This is a genomic window from Streptomyces violaceus, from assembly GCF_036014075.1.
Lineage (GTDB): Bacteria > Actinomycetota > Actinomycetes > Streptomycetales > Streptomycetaceae > Streptomyces > Streptomyces violaceus.
In genome coordinates, this window is the sequence record NZ_CP107911.1 from 7,704,930 (window position 1) to 7,724,254 (window position 19,325).

Here is a 19,325-nt window from a genome sequence, read left to right on the forward strand (position 1 = left end):
GACTTCAGCTCTCTCTCTGCTTCAGGGCCTCGGCGAGACCCGGCGCCTTCCGGTCCCGCTCGGACATCGAAGTGACCGGCAGCGGCCAGGGAATGGCGAGCTCCGGGTCGTCGAAGGCGATCGTCACATCCTCGGCGGGATCGTGCGGGCGGTCGATCCGGTACGAGGTGTCGGCGGTCTCGGTCAGCGCCTGGAAGCCGTGCGCACACCCCGCCGGGATGTACAAGGCCACCTGCGTGTCGCCGGACAGCTCGAAGGAGGCCACGTTGCGGTAGGTCGGCGCATCCGGCCGCAGGTCCACGACGACGTCGAAGATCCTCCCGTACGAGCACCGCACCAGCTTGGCCTCGCCGGCCCCGGAGCGCAGGTGCAGGCCGCGCAGCACGCCCCGGACCGAGCGGGACAGGCTGTCCTGGACGAAGGCGTCCGGGTCGAGGCCCACCGAGCGGACCACGTCGGCGTCGAAGGTGCGGCAGAAGAAGCCGCGTTCGTCGGCGTACGGGGTCGGCTCGAACAGGTACGCGCCTTCGATCTCCGGGACCGCGGTCGCTTTCATGAGGCCTCCTGCCGGGCGTGGGCGTTGTCGTGGTCGGTCGCCGGGAACAGAGCTGCGGTCAACTCGGAGAACTGGTCCTTGAGTTGCCGGGCGACGACCAGGTTCCGCTCGGTGAGGGTCCGCCGCAGCTCCGCCGCTCCCTGCTCCAGCGCCCGGAACTGCTCGAGCAGCCGGCCGGCGTCGACCTCGCGAGCCGGGTGGCAGTACGTGGCAAGGCCCATCCGATCCATGAGCGCGTCGCTCTTCGCCGCATAGCTGAGTGCGAGCGTCGGCGTGCCGGCCTTCAGCGCGCAGACCAGGTTGTGGTACCGGGTCGCCACCACGGTGTCGGCGGCCGCCGTCTCCTTCATCAGGTCGGCCAGCGAGGCCGCCTCGGCGGCGGTGACCAGCGGCGAGTCCACCGCGTCGAGGATCGCGGCGACCACCGGCGCGTCGCACTCGTCGCCGGTGAGCAGCCGGACCGCCCTGCCGTCCCTGACCAGCGCGCGGACGAAGCGGGTCGTCCCGTCGACGTAGCGCCGGTGGATCTCCTCGGCCCGGGCGCGGTCGTCGTTGCCCCCGTGGAAGGCCATCACGCCGACGCAGACCGGCCCCGGCGAGCCCGGCGGTCCCGAGGGCGCGCCCGCCCGCGGCGCCGGCAGGGCGAAGGCGAGGTCCGGGTAGACCTCGTCGCGCGCGGTGTCCACTCCCATCGCCCGCATCGCGTCGCGGGATCGGGCGTCACGGTACGACCGGTACGCGGCCAGCCGTGCCGACCAGCGCACCAGGGCCCGGGTCGGCCGGTCGCGGATCGCGTCCGCGCCGACGCTGACCAGCGCGATCCGGGTGCCGAACAACCGGCCGCTCGCGCAGAGCAGGAACAGTGAGTACGGGAAACCCCACGGCCGCAGCGGCAGCGTGGCCTCCAGGACGCCCATGCCCGGCACGATCACCACGTCGTGCCGGCGCACCCAGGCGGCGGTGCGGACGACGTCGACGAGTTTGCCCAGCCCCTTGCCCGCGATCGCGCCCGCACGTGACGCGGTCCGGTACTCCCCGCGGTACCAGTGCAGCCGCGTCGCCGGGATTCCGTACCGGGCCGTGACGGCCTCGGGTCCGCCGCACAGCGCGTCCACGGCCGCGTCCGGGTGCTCGGCGCGGAGGTACCCGAGCACGGCCTCCAGCGATCCGTCGTTGCCCAGGTTGCCGGAGCCGAGCAGGCCGAACACCCCGACGCGTACGAGGGGTCTCATGTCTGGCGCCCCTCGCGTCCCGCGACGAGGTCGTCGACGGAGACGGTGAGCTTGGCCGGGTCGACCGGGGCGCGGTCCTCGACCCGCTCGCCGGCGCCCGGCCGGACCCGGCTGGTCATCCACGTGGCCAGGTGGCGGAAGCACGCGCGCCGGTCGACCGGGGACAACGGCGCCCGCCGGATCGCCGAAGCGAAGCCCCAGACGTACTCGGCGAGCAGCCGGGGCGTCGGGTGCAGCGGGCCTGCCCGGCGCGGGTCCAGGTTGACGCACCGCGAGCGCTTGGAAGGGTTCGCCCGCTCGGCGCGGGTGGGGTGGTCGCGGCGGAAGTACAGCAGCTCCGGCACCTGGTGGAAGGGCCCGTGCAGGGTGATCTCGGCGACGAACGTGCGATCCGCGTGGTGGTAGCTGTCGTGCGGCTTCACCCGGCGCAGCACGTCGGCCCGCATCACCCCGTAGAAGTCGTCGCCACCGGGCTCGAACAGCAGGCTGCGGAAGCGCTCCGGCGCGTGCTGAGAGTCGGTGGCCAGGCCGTACTCGTAGGGGACCTTCACCTTGCCGTCCTCGTCGATGACCGCCTGGTCGCTGTGCGCGAGGATGACGTCCGGCCGCTCGTCCAGCGCCTCCACGCAGCGCCGCAGCAGGTCCCGGGCGTAGAGGTCGTCGTGCGAGGCCCACTTGAACAACTCACCGCGGCACTCGGTGAACACGTAGTTGTGGTTCGGCGCGGCGCCGATGTTCCGCAGCAGCCGGATGTACCGGATGCGCGAGTCCTGCGTGGCGTACTTGCGGCAGATGTCCTCGGTCCCGTCGGTCGAGGCGTTGTCGGAGATGACCAGCTCGAAGTCCTCGTAGGTCTGGCCGAGCAGGGCGTCGAGCGATTCGGCGAGGTACTCCTCGCCGTTGTACACGGGCAGGCCGATGCTCAGCCTGGGTCGGGCGGTCATGGCGTCCTCACTTCGGGGATGGGGTAGGGGGTGCCTGATGGATCTCCGTGGGGAAGGAGCGGCGTCCGGTGCGTGCTCTGGGGGTCCCCCCCGGCCGAAGGCTGGGGGAGTGCCGGCCGGAAGCCCTCGTACTGGACGTACTTGGGCTTTCGGCCGGTGCGGCGAGTGGGGGCACCTCCCGCGCCCTTAAGGCAGTGGGGGAGCGTGCCGGGCGTCGCGACGCCGCGGAGATCCATCAGGCACCCCCTCGGTGGTGCTCACGCAGGGCGGACCGCAGCTGCAGCCACCACACGGCCGAGCCGCAGAGCGTCGCGGCGGCGACGCCCCAGGCCGAGCCGACCGTGCCGGCCAGGGCCGCCCCGCCGAGCCCGCCGCCCACGTAGCAGGCGGAGGCGAACAGTTGGCAGCGCAGGCTGCGCCGGGCCGCGGCGAGCGCGCGCAGCCCGGCCGCCGCGCCGCTGCCGAGGCCCGCGCCCGCGACACCGAGCGTGGCCGGCACGATGAGCTCCGAGGCGGAGCTCCAGACACCGCCGAGTACGAACTCGCCGAGCCGGCCCGGCATCAGCAGCAGCGCCGCGCCCCAGAGCAGCGCGGCGGCGGCCTGCCCTCCGCCCAGCAGGAGGCAGAATGTGCCGAGGCGGTGCGGGGCCCGCCGCAGCACGCGTGCCGCCTCCGCGACGGTGACCAGTGAAAGGCCCATCAGCAGTGCGAGGAACGGGCCGAGCAGGAGCTCCGCGCCCCGGACCGCACCCACCGCGCCGATTCCGACGATCGCGCCGAGCCCGTACGCCCGCAGCTGGCTCGCGCCGCTGAGGCTGACGTTCTCGACCAGGTACCGGTAGCCGAGATCGCGCTGCTCGCGAAGCCACCCGCGCGCCTGGTGCGGCCGGGGCCGGATCCCGGACTGGAAGCAGCCGTACACCGCGGCCACCGCGGCCGACGCGCCCCAGGCGAGCACGAATGCCGCCACACTGCCCACGCGGGCCGCCACCACCATGGCCGGGACGAGCGCGACGCCCCACACGAGGTCGTTGACGAACGCCTTCCGTCCGGTGCCGGCGGCGAAGAACGCGAACCGCCACGTGTCCTGCAGCAGCAGGGCCGGCAGGACGACGCCGAGGCAGACGAACGCGGGCCCCACGCGGCCGCCGAGACCGAGGCCGACCAGCAGGCACACCGCGCCGAGGGCGGTACCGACGCCGAGCGCGGCACCCGACGACCGGGCCGTCGCCGCGCGCCAGGACGCTTCCGGCGCGCCGCTGAAGCGCACCACGAGCGGGTCGGTGGCCAGCCCGCGGGCGACGTTGAGCACCACGCCGTAGGTCAGCCAGGCCAGGCTGAACACGCCGAACGCGGTCACCCCCAGCGAGCGGGCCACGTAGATCCCCACCGCGAAGTTGGTCATGCTGGAGGCCGCCTGGTCGGCCAGTCCCCAGGACAGCCGGCCGGCGACGGCCCGCCTGGCGGTCCGCCGGTCCGCCGTCGGCCTCGTCTTCTCCTCCTCGGTGGGCATCGGGGTCATGCCTTGATCAGTCCGGCGGCGTGCAGGGCGCCGGCCGCGGCGGCGACGGTGTCGAACGGCAGTCCGGACCGCTCGGCGACGTCCAGCAGACTGTGCTCGCCGTCGGAGAGGCTGAGCACCCAGAGCATGGCCAGCTGCGCCTGCTTCGCGTCGCTGCGGCCGCCGAGCGAGTCGTACAGCCCACGCCGGCCCAGCTGCGGCTCGCCGTAGGGGCTGAGGTTGACGTACCGCCGGTTGCGGTCCAGCACCGCGAACGCCTCGCGGCAGACGGCGAGGGTGTCCGCCATCGCCTCCGGGGAGACGAAGTCCGGGTTGTCCGCCGAGGTGTGGTACTCGGGGTAGCCGGCGTACGGGGTCCGGCTGAGCGAGCCCACGCCGAGATCGAACCCGGGCGAGCAGAACTGCCGCTCGTCGTAGCCGTACGGAGTGAACTCGTTGACGTGGTGCGGGCGTTCGGAGGCGGCAAGGACGTGCCGCATCACCCGGTCGATCTCCGCGTCGCCGCGCCTGCTCTGCTTGTACGTCAGTCGGCCCGAGTCGCCGGCGCAGGCCAGCACAAGGCCGTGCCTGACCTGCTCGATCCGCTCCGCGTTGCGGGCCAGCCAGGTGATCGCCCCGATGGTGCCGGGCGCGAACAGGAACCGGTAGGTGTAGTAGGGCTTCTCCTGCGCCAGCGCCCGGGCCAGGAACGTCGCCACCGCGATGCCGGCGAGGTTGTCGTTGGCCAGCGACGGGTGGCAGACGTGACAGGAGACGATCACCTCGTCGGCGACCTGCCCGGGGACCACGTGCTCGGCGTAGGTGAGGTGGCCGTCCGCGAGTGTGGAGTCGACGCACACCTCGTAGTCGCCGTCCGGCAGCGCGGCCAAGGTCTCCTGGGCCAGGCAGAACCCCCACTCCGGCTTGTAGTAGCTGGTGCGGTACGGCACCCAACCCGGGTGGTCCGGCAGGGTGTGCAGGTGTTCGCGCAGCTCGGTCAGCGGCATGGTCGCCGACACCGGCACGCTGTAGCCGAGCACGTGCAGGCTGGACGCGGCGAAGTCGACGACCCGCTTGCCGGAGGAGTCGGCGATGTACGCGTCCCGGATGTTCCATTCCTGCGGCACCGTCCAGTCGAGCACCTGAGTCCCGGTCGGCACCTCGTGCACCCGCAGCGGGACGTACTCGCCGACGATCTCCAGGGTGGCGCGCACACCGTCGCCGGTGATGCTCCGGCAGAGCGGGTACAGCCGCTTCACCAGTGCGTGCATCTCTTCGCCGGCCGAGGTCATCGGCGCCACCGCAGGGTGTCGTCGACGGCGCCGGCGTCGGACGCGGCGCGCAGCACGGCGAGCCGGGTGAAGCGTCGCTCGAAGTCTTCCTGGGTCAGCCCGTGTTCGCGGTAGGCGTCGGCGAGTTCGAGCGCGCCCTGCTTCACCGTCCACTCGCAGTCGAAGCCGGGCACCGCGGCGCGGAACCGGGAGAAGTCGACCCGGTACGACCGCGGATCGGCACCGGTCTCCCCGGTGATCACCACCTTGGAGCCGGACACCGCCTCGGCGACCTGCTCGGCGATCTCGGCGACCGTGACGTTGTTGATCTCGCTGCCGATGTTGAACGCCCGGTCGTGCACCGCTTCGCGCGGAGCGGTCAGCGCGGCCGTGAACGCCCGCGCGATGTCGGCGGCGTGCACCAGCGGGCGCCACGGGGTGCCGTCGGAGAGCACCAGCACCTCGCCGGACAGGAGCGCGTGGCCCACCAGGTTGTTCAGCACGATGTCGGCGCGCAGCCGGGGCGAGTAGCCGAAGGCGGTGGCGTTGCGCATGAACACCGGGCTGAAGTCGCCGTCGGCCAGCGCGTGCAGGTCGTCCTCCACCCGCACCTTGGACTCCGCGTACGGCGTCACCGGGCGCAGCGGGGCGTCCTCGCCGACCAGGTCACCGCCGCCGGCGGCACCGTAGACCGAGCAGGTCGACGCGTACAGGAAGCGCCGCACCCCGGCGTCGCGGGCCAGCCGGGCCAGCCGTACGGAGGCGTGGTGGTTGATGTCGTAGGTGAGCTCCGGCGCCAGCGATCCCAACGGGTCGTTCGACAGCGCGGCCAGGTGGATCACGGCGTCCACGCCGGCCACGTGTTCGGCCGTGACGTCGCGCAGGTCCACCCGGTGCCCGGACGGGTCCGCGGGCGCCGGGCCGAGGACGCAGTCGGCGAACAGGCCGGCGTCAAGGCCGACGACCTCGTGCCCGGCGGCGGTGAGGACCGGGGCCATCACGGTGCCCAGGTAGCCCTGATGTCCGGTCAGCAGTACACGCAAGGTTCATTCCCCCAGGTCGAGAGTGAGTTTGGTGACGGCGAACGCCTCGGCGTAGCGCGCGTGGCATTCGATGCCGCGGATCCGTGCGAGGCCGAGGAAGGCCTCCCGGTCGTACCAGGGCCGGTGCCGTTGCGAGGGGTAGTGCTCCTGCAGCAGCCGCACCTTCTGTTCGGCGGTCTCCGGCGACAGTGGCTGGTACGCCGCCGGGCGGCCGAGGTCGCCATCCCACTTGACGATCTCGTAGCCGAGCACGAGGTGGTCGCGGAACGCGGTGGGCAGTAGTTGCGCCAGGCCGCGGTGGTCCTGGTGCGCGTCATCGGTACGCGGTGCGAGGACCAGATCCGGTTCGGTCCGCTCGCGCAGTTCCTCGACGGCGGCCTTGGCCTCCTCCCAGTGCGCGGGCATCCGGCCGTCCGGCAGCTTGAGCACCGTCAGCCGCAGGTCGGCGTCCGGGCAGAAGGCGGCGAGCGCGGCCCGCTCCTCCTGCTCCCGCTCGCTGCCACCGCCCGAGAGCACCAGCGCGTCGACGCGGATGCCCGGCCGCGCGCGGCACATGGTCAGGAGGGTGCCGCCGGCGCCGATGGCGATGTCGTCGCAGTGCGCGCCCACCGCGACGACGCGGTCCAGGGACCCGGCCCCGAGCCGGATCACGCCCGCGCTCCGGCGGTGTCCCGTTCCCACACGGCCCACGGGCGGTCGCCCCGGGTGTAGGCGTCGTCGAGCGCGGCCCGCTCCTTCACGGTGTCGGTCGGCTTCCAGAAGCCGCGGTGCTGGTGCGCCACCAGCCGTCCGCGCTTGGCCAGTTGGGCGCATCCGTCGGCGACCAGGTCGCCGTTCTCCGGGATGTGGTCGAAGACCTCCTGGCGGAGCACGAAGTAGCCGCCGTTCTCCCACAGCGGCATGTCGCTCACCGCGGTGATGCCCCCCACCAGGCCGTCCTCGCCCAGGTCCACGCAGTGGAACGAGGACTGCGGCGGCACCACCATCATCGACGCACCGGCGTCGCGCCGGGCGAACCGGTCGATCATCTCCGGCAGCGGGGCGTCGGTGAGCACGTCGGCGTAGTTGGCGAGGAACATCTCGTCGCCGTCCAGGTGGTGCCGCACCCGGCGCAGCCGCTCCCCGATCGGCGACTCGATGCCGGTCTGCGCGAACGTGATCGTCCAGTCGGCGATGTCGGTGGAGAGCAGCTCGGTCCGCCCGCCCCGCAGCACGAAGTCGTTGGACGTCGTCTCCTCGTAGTTGAGGAAGAAGTCCTTGATGTGGTGCGCCCCGTACCCGAGGCACAGGATGAACTCCGTGTGCCCGTAGTACGCGTAGTAGCGCATGACGTGCCAGATCAGCGGCCGCGGGCCGACCATCGCCATCGGCTTGGGCATGTCGTCTGCGGCACCGCTCCGCATCCGCAGCCCGTAGCCGCCGCAGAACAGGACGACCTTCATGCTGTGACCTTTCAAGACGCGACCTCGACAATGCTCAGTTCCGGGATGGGAAAGACCAGCCGGCCGCCCCACTCGTGCACGAAGGACAGTTGCTCGACCAGCTCGTCCCGCAGGTTCCACGGGAGGACGAGCACGTAGTCGGGTTTGTCGGTGCTGATCTGCTCGGGCGGCAGGATCGGGATGCGGGTGCCCGGGGTGAACCTGCCGTGCTTGTAGGGGTTGCGGTCGACCGTGTACGGAAGCAGGTCGGGCCGGATGCCGCAGTGGTTGAGCAGGGTGTTCCCCTTGCCCGGGGCGCCGTAGCCGACGACCGTCTCGCCGCGCTCGGCCGCCTCGACGAGGAACCGCAGCAGGTCCCGGCGCACCTTGGCCACCCGGGCCGAGAACTCGGTGTATCCGGACAGCTCCTGCAGCCCGGCGGCCTTCTCCCGGTCCAGCACGTCGGTCACCCGCCGGGACGGCTCGCCCGCCACCTCGGCCGGCCGGGCCCACAGCCGGCTGGAGCCGCCGTGCGTGGGCAGCAACTCGACGTCCACGAGCGCGAGTCCGCCGCTCGCCAGCGCCCGGATCGCGGACGCGACCGTGTAGTACTGGAAGTGCTCGTGGTAGATCGTGTCGTACTGGTTCTCCTCGATCAGCGTCAGCAGGTGCTGCACCTCGATGGAGACCCAGCCGTCGTCGGCGACCAGGGCGCGTAGCCCCCGGGTGAACCCGACCACGTCGGGGATGTGCGCGTACACGTTGTTGGCCACGACCAGGTCCGCCGGGCCGTGCTCTTCGCGGACGGCCGAGCCGGTGTCCGGGCTCAGGAACTCCGTGAGCGTGGGCACCCCGGCGTCCCGCGCCGCGGCGCCGACGTTCACCGAGGGCTCGATGCCCAGGCAGCGGATCCCGCGGTCCACGATGTGCTTGAGCAGGTACCCGTCGTTGCTCGCGACCTCGACCACGAAGGCGTCCGGGCCGAGAGCAAGACGCTCTACGGCGTCGGCGACGAACGTGCGCGCGTGCTCCACCCAGGAGGTCGAGTACGAGGAGAAGTACGCGTACTCCTTGAACGTCTCCTCCGGTGTGATCAGCGGAGGGATCTGCGCCAGCCAGCAGTCGGTGCAGACCCGCAGGTGCAGCGGGTACGCCGGCTCCGGCTGGTCCAGTTGGTCCGCGGCGAGAAAGCTCTCACATGGTGGCGTCGCCCCGAGATCGACGACGCTCGCCATCGCTTCCGAGCCGCAGAGTCGGCATCCTGTCATCTACTGCCCCCCATTGATCCCGTCCGACCCGCGATCGCGGTGCGGTACTCCTCCACCAGGCGCTCGAGGCCGACGGCCGGGCTGAAGCCCTGCTCGTAACGGCGCCGGGCCGCCTGGCCCATCTCCCGGTTGCGGGCCGGCTCGGCCGCGATCCGGCGTATGCGGGACGCGAGCGAGGCTGCCTCGCCCGGCCGGTGCAGCAGCCCGGTCACCCCGTCCTCGACGAGTTCGACGAAGGCGCCGTGACCGGCGGCGACGGTCGGGACTCCCGCCGCCATCGCCTCCACGACCACCAGGCCGAACGCCTCGAGCCACGTCGAGGGGGCAACCACGGCGACCGACCGCGCGACGGCCTTTCGGCACTGGGCCGGGTCCAGCAGGCCGACGTAGCGCACGTCGTCCCGGCCCGCCGCCCAGGCGGTCACCTCTCGCTCCAGCGGTCCCGTGCCGGCGATCAAGAGCGGCACGCCCACACCGCCGCTGGCTGCGATCTCGTCCCACGCGGCCATGAGCAGCCGCACGCCCTTGGCCTCCGCGAGCCGGCCGAGATAGAGCAGATGCTCACCGGGGCCCGTTCGGCAGGCGCCCGGGTCGGGCACGAAGTTGTGCTTCACGGCCAGCCGCTCGGCCGGCATGCCGGACCGCACCAGAACGTCGCGCTGCGCCGCGGAGATGCAGAAGAACCGCTCCACGCCGGACCACCATCGCCGCCGGTTGACCGACAGGCTGACCGCGAGCGGCACCGTCGCCAGCCGGGAGTTGCGGTAGCAGCCGTGCCGGACGGCGGGCAGCGGGGCCGACCCGACGCACTCGGTGCACGGCCGGCCGTCCCGCTGAAGCGTGCCGGGCGGGCAGACCTGGGTGTAGTTGTGCAGCGTGGCGACGGCGGGCACGCCGGCGTCGGCGCAGGCGGCCAGCACGGCGGGCGACAGGAGCGGGAAGACGTTGTGGACGTGGACCACGTCCGGTCGCTCGGTGCGGAGCCGGGCGGCGAGTTCCGTGCGGACCGCCGGGTTCCACGGCACAAGGAGCGGCAGCGCGGCCTTGCTCAGCAGGGACAGGGCGGCGATGTCGTCGCTGCGCCGCTCGAACAGCTCGACCCGGTGGCCGGCCCCGCGCAGCAGCGCCACCTCCTGGTCGACGACCTTGTTCTCCCCGCTCGGTTGTGCCGAGGCGTAGCGGTTGTGCACCACGAGGACGTGCATGGTCAGGTCACCTCCGATCTCTGGGCCCATCGCGGGATGTGTCGTCGAGGGACGTCGGGCGTCGAGAGGGGAGTGGCCGCGGCAGGTGCCGCCAGCAGCGAGGCGGCCACGGCCAGATGCAGCAGATACGGCGAGGCGTCGCCCAGCCCCGCCTCGGTGTACGACGCGATCGCGCAGTAGCTGATCAGGAAGATCGCGCAGGCCCTCGACAGCGACGGTGGCCGCAGCAACGCGACGCCGCCCAGCACGATGATGATCGCCGCCACCAGGGCGATGCCGGTCAGCCCCTGCTCGTGGTAGACGGCCAGCCAGCTGTTGTCGATCGGCAGCCCGCCGAACGACTTGTCGCCCAGGCCCGCGCCGAACAGGTACTCCGAGGTCGACCGGGGCGCTGCCAGCAGGGCGTCCCAGACCTTGGCCCGACCGGTGAGGCTGGTGAAGTTCTCCTGGCTCTGTCCGCGCAGGAACCACGCCTGCAGCGCCGAGCCGAACCCCACCGCGGCCACGGCGGCGCACAGCACCGCCCAGGCGAAGAACCGGCGGGCGGCGGCACTGGTCAGGACGAGCGAGCCGATCGCCAACGCCAGCCCGATGATCAGGCCTAACGTGGCCGTCCGGGTGTGGGTCAGCGCGAGCAGGACGAGCGCCGGCACGATGACCACCGCCGCGCTGCGCCTGTCGGTCCGGCGGCCCAGAACGAGCAGCACGGTGAGCCCGATGATCACCGCGGCGTACTGTCCGATCTGCGGTGGGGTGAGCGGCCACAACGCGCCGACCAGCCGCCCGCCGTAGAGCTCGGGCAGGGCGGCGCCCGGTGAGATGAGCAGGCCGGCGGCCACGGACCCGAGGACCACGAAGTACATCCGGATGTGGTGCCGGACGAACGTCAGGCCGCCGTCCCACCAGCGGCTGAGCAGCCACAGCGTGCCGACGAAGAGAGCCAGCCGGGCGCAGCGGAACACCGCGCCGAACCCGGACTCCAGGTCCGCGCTGGAGATCACGCTCGGCACCAGCAGCAGGGTGAGCAGGAGAACGAAGGCACTGGCCCGGATGCGCAGCCGGAGATTGACGGCGAGCGCCAGCGCGAACGCGGCGACCAGCGCGCCCATGGTGACCATCTGGATGAGGGAGCGGGGCAGCGGGACGATGGTCTTCGCCCCGGCGGAGCCGAGCGTGTTGAGGATCAGCAGCCCCCAGGCCGTACCGACGATCTTCGGCGTGTGGTCCGTGCGCTCCGGGCTCATCTCAACCACCGTCCCGTGCGCGGAAGGTGCTGCCCGCGTCCTGCTGGTACGGCGCGGCCTGCCACTGGACGAAGTCGAGCACCCGGCTCGGGTCGTGGGCCACGAACTTCCATGGGCCGAGGTAGACGTTGTCGTGCCAGCGGTTGTGCTGTTCGCGGGTGATCGCCTCGGCCACCCGCTCGCCCTGGTAGGGCGACCAGTCCGGATAGGTGCCGTAGTTGGCCAGCACCGCCATGCGGTCGCACTTCACCGTGCACTCGACGACGGACGTGTCCAGCACGAAGCGGTTGTGGTGGATGTCCACCCGCTGCGTCTTCCACCGGCAGTCGGCGTACAGCGGTGCGCCGGCGATCGCCGGCCGCGCGCAGCGGTCGGTGTCCTTCACCAGCAACGTGCAGTCACCGGAGGAGGTGTTGGCGGGGCTGTTGCAGAACCGGTCGGCGTTCTCCCACAGGGTGATCCCGGACCAGTTGTTCTCCAGCACGTTGCGGTAGATCTCGATCTTGTCCGTGCGGGCTCGGATCCGTGGTTCGCCGCCGGACTCGGACAGGTAGACGGTGCCGAACGGGAAGGTGTCGCCGCGGTCCGCGTACCGGCGGCCCTCGACCCGGTTGTTCCGCCGGATCGTGTTCTTCCGGATGACCGCGTTGTAACTGGTCTCGTAGATCAGCGCGGCACCGTCGTTGGCCTCGAGCACGTTGTCCTCGATGCGGAAGTCGTTGTTGTTGGTGTCCGCCCACAACCCGGCTCCGCGTTGGTCGTGCACCCAGTTGCCGCGTACGTCGGCGCCGTCGACGGCCCAGAACTTGACGCCCCCGGTACAGCCGCAGCCCTGCCGCCGCCGCTCCCAGTCGTCGGTGTTGTTGCCCACGATCTCGTTGCCCTCGACCACCAGGCCGCTGATCCGGCCGGTGGCCTTGTACGCGTTCATGCCGTACTGACCGTTGCCGCGCAGGCAACTGGCGCGGACCCGCTGGCGGGCACCGGCCATCAGCCCGGCGCCGGAGTTGTGCTGGATCGTCGCGTGCTCGATCACCCACCCGTCGGCCGAGTCATGGTTGACCACGCCCTCGTTGTGCGGCGCGACGAAACCCTGCACGGTCAGGTGGCGGATGGTGACGTCGCGGGCGGTGCCGCCGAACGCGTACTGGTTGGTCTTCCGGCCGTCGAGCACCGCGCCCGGCGCGCCGAGGTAGGTGTTCCCCTTCTCGGGGAGGACCTGGGCGTAGCGTTCCGGCTCGAGTCTGTGCTTGCCCGGTCGAAGCCAGAACGTGGTGTTCGGGGGGCTGCTCTTGGTCTTCGCGGCCAGGTCACCGGCCACCGCGGGGTCGACCGTCACCGCGCCCGCCGGCGCCTTCGCCGGCCCGGCCGCGGGCTCGGCGCACACCCGGGCCACGGACGCGGACGGCGCGGCGGTCGGTTTCGGCCGCGCGCCCGGCGTGCTCTCACAGCCGGTCACCGCCAGCAGGGCCAACGCCAGCGGTGCCGCCGGCCACGCCCAGGGCCGCCACTTGATCTCCACGCGCCCCCCTAGCCGCGGAACTTGAGCACGGTGGTGAACCCCTCCGCGCCGTCGGCGAAGCCGGTGCCGATCAGCGTGGTGGTGGGTTCCTTGCGGCCGAAGCCGGCGGAGTACCAGCCCAGCGGCGGGTCGCTCTCGCCGCGATGGGCCCGCCAGGACAACTGCCCGGGCAGATCGAGTACCGCGGAGCGGTCCTCGCCGTCCCGGGTCCAGGTGAGCACCGCCCGGCTGCCCACCAGGTCCGCGGCGATCGCCGGGCCGAGGTGGAACGCCAGACGCACGGCCCGGCGCGGGCCGTTCCGGCCGTGGACCTCGTCGACCACCCTCAACTCCTGGCTCGCGGCGGTCAGCTCCACCCGGCGGCGGTGCACCGAGCGCTGGTAGCCGTCGTGCTCGGCGCACCAGCGGGCCGTCCCCCCGTCGGAGGCGCCGGATGTGTCCGCGACCAGGACGCGGCTGCGGGCCTGCCGGGTCCACAGGAACGGTCCGCCGGAGACGGACTGGTCACCGCCGTCCAACTGCAGGGTGTTGTGGCCGAGGGTCGACCGGAAGTACCGCCGCCACTCGGGCTGCCCGTGGTAGCAGTACGTCCCCGGGTCGGCGAGCACGTCGACCCCGTCGTGCCGGACCTCCAAGGACAGCGCGTCCGCGTGTGCGTGCGCGGCGATGGACAGGAACCCGTGCGGACCTCCGTCGCAGCGGCACCAGATCTCTCCCGGACCGCGCAGGATGGTCATGCCCGCGTCGGCGAAATGGGCCGGCCGGCTCGCCGGGCGTGCGGTTCCCTTCGTCGCGTACGGCCTGATGAGCGCCGCGAGGAGCGGAGTGCGCACATCGGTGCCGGTCACCGCCGGCCACCAGGCGAGCCGGCCGAACACGGCGTCCCCGGTGGCCAGCAGTGAGGCCCAGCGGTCGGTGCCCGCGCCGTCCACGACCAGGCCGTGCCCGTCGTCCGCGTCCCCCTGGCGCGGCGGCCGTAGCCGGTTGTCCACGACGGCCGCGAGCGCGTCGGTCATCCGCAGCAGCACCAGCCGGAGCGACGCGGGGACCGGCCTGCGTGCGGCATCCGCCTCGGCCACGGCCGCCAGGCCGAGCTCCAGCACCAGTCCGTGATACTCGGTGGCCAGCTCGCGGTTGAGGCCGGAGCCGAAGGTGTTGCCGCGCAGATGCCGCTTCAGCGATCGCAGCGCTTCGGTTCGCCAACGCGCCGAGGAGGGGAACCACCCGAACGCGCAGGCCGCTGCGAACTGCCCGGCGGCCTCGGCGATGACGTGGTTGTTCGCCGAGGACCCCCGGCTGGGGAAGGCGGCCAGCCAGCGCTGGTGGTGCCAGATCTGGTTCAGCGCCACCGGGTTGCCCTCGAAAAGACCGGTCGCGCCCGGCCAGCCGTCGAGCAGCCGGCGGATCCACACCCAGGACAGCAGCCGGATGCCCAGCTCGATGCCGCTGATCCAGTGCACGCCGCGCAGCGGTGGGTTGGCCGTCCACCACGACCGCAGGTGCGCGGCCACTCGCTCGGCGTACCGCTCGTCCCCGGTGATCGCGTAGGCGGCGGCGAGCACGGTGAGGTACTGGTGCCGGGACAGCTCCCAGATCTGCTTGATGTCCCCGACCGCGTCCTCGTCGCGGTACGGCACGTCGAAGGCGTAGCCCCGCGGAGCCCGGCGCTCGGTCTTCGGGTCGTACCACCAGTCCGGGTCGTCCAGGTCGTCGCGGACCACCCCGAAATACTCGGTGTGCCCCGCCATCAGCCGGTCCGCCTCGGCGATGAGACGTTTCGCGGCGTCCGCGGGTATCGCGGCGATCGTCCCCGCGGGCAGTACCGCGGTGAACCGGGCACCGGTCACGCGCGGGCAGTCCGGCCGCGCCGACCGCCACAGCCGCCTGCGCACCGCGTCGCCCGCCCGGCCGCCGACCTCCCGCGGTCCCATCCGGGACAGCCGCCGTAAGTACCAGCCCGGACTCCCCGAGTTCACAGTCATCGCGTCCTCGCCAGCGTCACCGGCGCGCCGCCGGCCAGGCCGGCCTGCACGGCGAGGGTGGCCGACGTGGTGGCGACCAGCGACTCCAGCGGCACCGGCATCGGCCCGCCGGTCCGCACGGCCTTGATGAACGCGGCCAGCTCGGCGTTCTGCCCCTTGTCCCGGGCCTTGGGCAGCCGCGAACTGACCCACCTCTTGCGGCCGACCCCTCCGTCTGCGAACAGCGAGGCACGGACGAAGTCGTCGAGCCGCAGCACCTTGCCGTCCGCGACGAGGTCCAGCGTCTCCTTGGGGAAGCCCGGCGCGCCGGTGGTGACGTAGCTGATGGTGGCGGTGGACCCGTCCGGGTAGCGCAGCACGACCTGAAGGTCCTCGTTGCCGGACGTGGCGACCGCGTACACCGACTCCGGGTCGGCCTCGAGCAGCCAGCTCGCCGTGTCGATGAAGTGTCCGCCCTCGCCGGCGAAGCGCGAGCCCTCGGCGCCCTGTCGGAGGTACCAGCTGCCGTGCGGCAGCCGGCCCGCGTTGACCAGGTAGCGCAGGCTCGCCGGACCGGTCCGGGCGCCGAACCGCTTCCTGGCCTCCCGCAACAGCGGCGCGAACCGGCGGTTGAAGCCCACCTGCAGCCGGTCGTTGCCGGACTCCTCCACCGTCGCGAGCACGCCGGCCAGCTCGTCCTCGGTGAGTGCCAGCGGCTTCTCCACGAAGACGGCCTTGCCGGCCAGCAGCGCCCTTCGGGTCAGTTCGGCGTGCGAGCTGTGCCGGGTGACGACGAACACCGCGTCGATGGACTTGTCGCCGAGGACGGTGTCGAGATCGGTGGTCGCCTCGGCGAAGCCGAACTTCCGCTGCGCGTTGGCCGCGGACAGCGCCGTCGTGGTGACGACGGTCGACAGCTCGACGCCTTCGCGCCCTGCCAGGTGCGGCAGCAGCATCGACGTCGCGTAGTTTCCCGCGCCGACGAACGCCAGGCGCACCGGCGTCCTGGCGGCCCGGGCCGGACTCGGCTTCACGTTCACCGTGGGCACGGCCACCGCCGGAGACTCTGCTTCCGCCCTTGCTTCGGGGTACCGGAACAGCACGGCCACGGCCTTCAACTCGCCGTCCTTCAGGCTCTGGTACGTCTCCACGGCGTCGGCGAAGTCCGCGACGTGGGAGACCAGCGGCTCCACGTCGACGCGGCCGCGGGCGACGAGATCGAGGAAGCACGCCAGGTTGCGGCGCTCGGTCCAGCGCACATAGCCGATCGGGTAGTCGCGCCCCTCGAGTTCGTACTCCGGGTCGTAGCGGCCGGGACCGTACGAGCGGGAGAACCGGACGTCGAGTTCCTTCTCGTAATACGCGTTCCACGGCAGGTCCAGACGGCACTTGCCGATGTCGACGACCCGGCCGCGGTCCCGGCTCAGCCGGGCGGCCAGCTCGACGGGCTGGTTGCTGCCGCCGCCGGCGGCCAGGTACACCTGATCCACGCCGTGACCGCCGGTGAGTTCGCCGACGGCGGCTTCCACGGCCGCGGACGCGGGATCGCCACAGGCCGCGGCACCCAGGCGCTCGGCGAGCTCGCAGCGCACCGGGTCGGGGTCCACCCCGACGACGCGGACCCCCGAGGCGGCGAGCAACTGCACCACCAGCTGCCCGATCAGCCCGAGGCCGATCACCAGCGCCACCTCGCCGAGCTGCGGCTCGCCCTGGCGGACGCCCTGCATCGCGATCGAACCGACGGTGCCGAAGGCCGCGTGCCGCGGCGCGAGGCCGTCCGGCACCGGGGCGTACAGGTTCTTCGGCACCCAGTTCAGCTCGGCGTGCAGCGCGTGCTCATTGCCGGCGCAGGCCACGAGGTCGCCGGCCTTCACATCGTCGATCCCGGCACCTACCTGCTCGACCACCCCGCACAGCGAGTAGCCCAGCGGCGTGTAGGAGTCCAGCTTGCCCATCACCTTGCGATAGGTGGCGGGCACCCCGTTGGTGGCCACGCTCTGCATGACCTTGGCCACCTGGTCCGGCCGCGAGCGGGCCTTGCCGAGCATCGACATGCCGGCCTCGGACACCTTCATGAGCTCGGTCCCGGTGGAGATCAGCGAGTAGGCGGTCCGCACCAGCACACCGCCCGGCTTGCACCCCGGCACCGGCACGTCGAGCACCGCCAGCTCGCCGCTCTTGTAGTTCTGTACAACCTGCTTCACCCGAACTCCTCTGAATTCCTAAGCCGATAACCGAGTGCTCTGACCGGACCCAGAGGTCGCGTCGCGATACCAGTACTCGAGGGTCAGCACATGCCACAGATGCTTGGAGAAGTCCCGCTGCCCGGCGGCGTCCTCGGCGACCATGCGCGCCAGCGCGTCACGGCGCAGGAGCCCGGAGCTGACCAGCACCCCGTCGTTGACCACCTCGCGTACCAGCGGCGCGAGATCCCGGCTCATCCAGGCCCGCAGCGGCGCGCTGAACAGTCCCTTGGGCCGGTAGACGATCTCCCGGGGCAGGACCGAGCAAGCCGCCTCCTTGAGCACGGCCTTGCCCTGGCGTCCGACGATCTTGCGATCGCCGGGCACCGCGAACGCCGCCCGCACCACCTCGACGTCCACGTACGGCACCCGAACCTCGGTCGACGCGGCCATGCTGGAGCGGTCGGTGTAGGCGAGGTTGAGGCCCGGCAGGAACATCCGGGCATCGCCCAGGCACATCCGGTTGACGAAGTCGTCCAGGTCGTTGTCCTGGTAGACGTCCGCGTGCTCGGTCAGCACGTCCTCGACCGTCCCGGCCAGGTCCGGATCGACCAGGGCGAGCAGCTCCTCCTGGTCGTACATCGTGTAGCTGCGCCGGAAGGCGGTCTCCTCCGGCAGATCGGCGAAGGACAGGAACCGCTTGGCGAACCGCACAGACCGGTAGCCCCGGCGGGCGGTGGCGACCGGCAGCCGGTCCACGGCCGCGGACACCCCGCGCCGCAGCGGCCGCGGGACGCGCTGGTAGCGCAGCGCGAGCAGGTTCGCGAGGTGCTTGCGGTAGCCGGCGAACAGCTCGTCGGCGCCCATCCCCGAGAGCATCACCTTGACCCCGGCCTCCCGGGCGGCCTGGCAGATCAGGTACGTGTTGATCGCGGCGGGGTCGCCGATCGGCTCGTCCAGGCTGTACGTCATCTGCGGCAGCAGGTCGAGCACGTTCGGCGCGATCTCGATCTCGTGCAGGTCGACGCCGAACCGCCCGGCGACCTGCCGGGCGTAGCGCAGGTCGTCTGGCATCGCCTCGAACTTGGTGTCCTCGGCGCGGAAACCGATCGTGTACGCGGAGATCCCGGGCTGGTGGCGGGCCGCCAGCGCGGTCAGATAGCTGGAGTCGAGCCCGCCGGAGAGGAAGGCCGCCACGGGGACGTCGGAGAGCAGATGGCGCCGGGTCGACTCCTCGACGATGGCGGCCAGGTCCGGCAGCTCACCGCTGCGGGCCCGCTCCCGGCCCTCGGCGGCGACGTCCTTCAGGTTCCAGTACCGGCCGCGCTCCACCCGGCCGTCGGGACGGCACCTGAGCCAGCTACCCGGCGGCAGCTTCTCCGCCTCACGGAAGGCGCACCGCGAGTCCGGCACCCAGTAGTAGAGGAGCGAGGCCACCAGGGCCCCATGGTCCACCTCCAGCGATCCGCCGGTCGCGGCGGCCAGCGCCTTGAGCTCGGAGGCGAACACCAGGCCCTCGCCTCGCCGGAGCAGGAACAGCGGCTTGATGCCGAGCTGGTCGCGGGCGAGCACCAGCTCACCGGTCCGCTCGTCGAAGATCCCGAACGCGAACATGCCGCGCAGCCGGGGCAGACAGTCCGTGCCCCAGCGCCGCCAGGCCTCCAGCAGCACCTCGGTGTCGGAGGTACCGCGGAAGCGCACCCCGGCGGCCGCCAGTTCGGCACGCAGCTCGGGAGCGTTGTACAGCTCGCCGTTGTACGTCAGGACGAGGCCGCCCGAGACCATCGGCTGGGCGCCGGTCTCGGACAGGTCGATGATGGCCAGCCGGCGGTGCCCGAGGTGGACTTCGCCGTCACCCGCGGGGTGGCCGTACCGGCCCGACCCGTCCGGACCGCGGTGGGCGAGGGTATCGGTGAGCCGGTCGGTCACGACCTTCCCGTCCGGCCAACGGTACGTACCTGCGATGCCACACAT

The 19,325-nt window shown here is 72.1% G+C and carries 15 protein-coding genes; all 15 read right to left on the reverse strand.

Annotated elements, in window-relative coordinates:
* Positions 1-4 precede the first annotated feature (4 nt).
* Positions 5-556 carry a dTDP-4-dehydrorhamnose 3,5-epimerase gene (gene rfbC / locus OG542_RS34760; protein ID WP_328416051.1) on the reverse strand — a complete coding sequence of 184 codons (552 nt, stop codon included), beginning with the start codon at positions 554-556 and terminating at the stop codon, positions 5-7.
* Positions 553-1,788, reverse strand: coding sequence for a polysaccharide pyruvyl transferase family protein (locus tag OG542_RS34765; protein WP_328416053.1), 1,236 nt, complete (start codon positions 1,786-1,788; stop codon positions 553-555). Before OG542_RS34765 ends, rfbC begins: the two co-directional genes overlap by 4 nt.
* Positions 1,785-2,732 (reverse strand): glycosyltransferase family 2 protein, encoded by a 948-nt coding sequence (locus tag OG542_RS34770; protein WP_328416055.1) that lies wholly within the window; start codon positions 2,730-2,732, stop codon positions 1,785-1,787. The genes OG542_RS34765 and OG542_RS34770 overlap by 4 nt, the downstream gene beginning before the upstream one ends.
* Before the next feature lie 235 nt (positions 2,733-2,967).
* A complete protein-coding gene (locus tag OG542_RS34775) occupies positions 2,968-4,245 on the reverse strand; it encodes an MATE family efflux transporter (RefSeq protein ID WP_408057880.1) in 1,278 nt (425 codons plus the stop codon).
* A gap of 5 nt (positions 4,246-4,250) precedes the next feature.
* The gene (locus OG542_RS34780) at positions 4,251-5,534 is read right to left on the reverse strand and encodes a DUF4910 domain-containing protein (RefSeq protein ID WP_328416059.1); all 1,284 of its coding nucleotides are present in this window, start codon (positions 5,532-5,534) and stop codon (positions 4,251-4,253) included.
* Positions 5,522-6,547 carry an NAD-dependent epimerase/dehydratase family protein gene (locus OG542_RS34785; protein ID WP_328416061.1) on the reverse strand — a complete coding sequence of 342 codons (1,026 nt, stop codon included), beginning with the start codon at positions 6,545-6,547 and terminating at the stop codon, positions 5,522-5,524. The genes OG542_RS34780 and OG542_RS34785 overlap by 13 nt, the downstream gene beginning before the upstream one ends.
* A gap of 3 nt (positions 6,548-6,550) precedes the next feature.
* Positions 6,551-7,198 (reverse strand): PIG-L deacetylase family protein, encoded by a 648-nt coding sequence (locus OG542_RS34790; RefSeq protein ID WP_328416063.1) that lies wholly within the window; start codon positions 7,196-7,198, stop codon positions 6,551-6,553.
* A complete protein-coding gene (locus OG542_RS34795) occupies positions 7,195-7,989 on the reverse strand; it encodes a glycosyltransferase family protein (protein ID WP_311130138.1) in 795 nt (264 codons plus the stop codon). The genes OG542_RS34790 and OG542_RS34795 overlap by 4 nt, the downstream gene beginning before the upstream one ends.
* 11 nt (positions 7,990-8,000) lie before the next feature.
* Positions 8,001-9,236, reverse strand: a complete 1,236-nt coding sequence (locus OG542_RS34800; RefSeq protein ID WP_328416065.1) for a class I SAM-dependent methyltransferase — start codon at positions 9,234-9,236, stop codon at positions 8,001-8,003.
* Positions 9,233-10,441 carry a glycosyltransferase gene (locus tag OG542_RS34805; protein ID WP_328416067.1) on the reverse strand — a complete coding sequence of 403 codons (1,209 nt, stop codon included), beginning with the start codon at positions 10,439-10,441 and terminating at the stop codon, positions 9,233-9,235. The genes OG542_RS34800 and OG542_RS34805 overlap by 4 nt, the downstream gene beginning before the upstream one ends.
* A 2-nt stretch (positions 10,442-10,443) precedes the next feature.
* Complete coding sequence (locus OG542_RS34810; protein ID WP_328416069.1) at positions 10,444-11,685, reverse strand: O-antigen ligase domain-containing protein; 1,242 nt, start codon at positions 11,683-11,685, stop codon at positions 10,444-10,446.
* A 1-nt stretch (position 11,686) separates the two neighbouring features.
* Positions 11,687-13,207 (reverse strand): right-handed parallel beta-helix repeat-containing protein, encoded by a 1,521-nt coding sequence (locus OG542_RS34815; protein WP_328416071.1) that lies wholly within the window; start codon positions 13,205-13,207, stop codon positions 11,687-11,689.
* Between the two features lie 8 nt (positions 13,208-13,215).
* Entirely contained in the window at positions 13,216-15,189 is a 1,974-nt protein-coding gene (locus OG542_RS34820; protein WP_328416073.1) for a heparinase II/III family protein, read from the reverse strand.
* On the reverse strand, positions 15,186-17,372 hold the full coding sequence (locus OG542_RS34825; protein ID WP_328416075.1) for a bi-domain-containing oxidoreductase: 2,187 nt from the start codon (positions 17,370-17,372) through the stop codon (positions 15,186-15,188). The genes OG542_RS34820 and OG542_RS34825 overlap by 4 nt, the downstream gene beginning before the upstream one ends.
* 18 nt (positions 17,373-17,390) lie before the next feature.
* On the reverse strand, positions 17,391-19,325 hold the full coding sequence (asnB, locus tag OG542_RS34830; RefSeq protein WP_328416077.1) for an asparagine synthase (glutamine-hydrolyzing): 1,935 nt from the start codon (positions 19,323-19,325) through the stop codon (positions 17,391-17,393).

Excerpts from the sequence above, each read along its gene's own strand:
- OG542_RS34795 (WP_311130138.1), bottom strand. The coding sequence starts at position 7,989 with ATGAAGGTCGTCCTGTTCTGCGGCGGCTACGGGCTGCGGATGCGGAGC.
- OG542_RS34810 (WP_328416069.1), bottom strand. The coding sequence starts at position 11,685 with ATGAGCCCGGAGCGCACGGACCACACGCCGAAGATCGTCGGTACGGCC.
- OG542_RS34800 (WP_328416065.1), bottom strand. The coding sequence starts at position 9,236 with ATGACAGGATGCCGACTCTGCGGCTCGGAAGCGATGGCGAGCGTCGTC.
- OG542_RS34770 (WP_328416055.1), bottom strand. The coding sequence starts at position 2,732 with ATGACCGCCCGACCCAGGCTGAGCATCGGCCTGCCCGTGTACAACGGC.
- OG542_RS34820 (WP_328416073.1), bottom strand. The coding sequence starts at position 15,189 with ATGACTGTGAACTCGGGGAGTCCGGGCTGGTACTTACGGCGGCTGTCC.
- OG542_RS34765 (WP_328416053.1), bottom strand. The coding sequence starts at position 1,788 with ATGAGACCCCTCGTACGCGTCGGGGTGTTCGGCCTGCTCGGCTCCGGC.
- OG542_RS34805 (WP_328416067.1), bottom strand. The coding sequence starts at position 10,441 with ATGCACGTCCTCGTGGTGCACAACCGCTACGCCTCGGCACAACCGAGC.
- rfbC (WP_328416051.1), bottom strand. The coding sequence starts at position 556 with ATGAAAGCGACCGCGGTCCCGGAGATCGAAGGCGCGTACCTGTTCGAG.
- asnB (WP_328416077.1), bottom strand. The coding sequence starts at position 19,325 with ATGTGTGGCATCGCAGGTACGTACCGTTGGCCGGACGGGAAGGTCGTG.
- OG542_RS34775 (WP_408057880.1), bottom strand. The coding sequence starts at position 4,245 with ATGCCCACCGAGGAGGAGAAGACGAGGCCGACGGCGGACCGGCGGACC.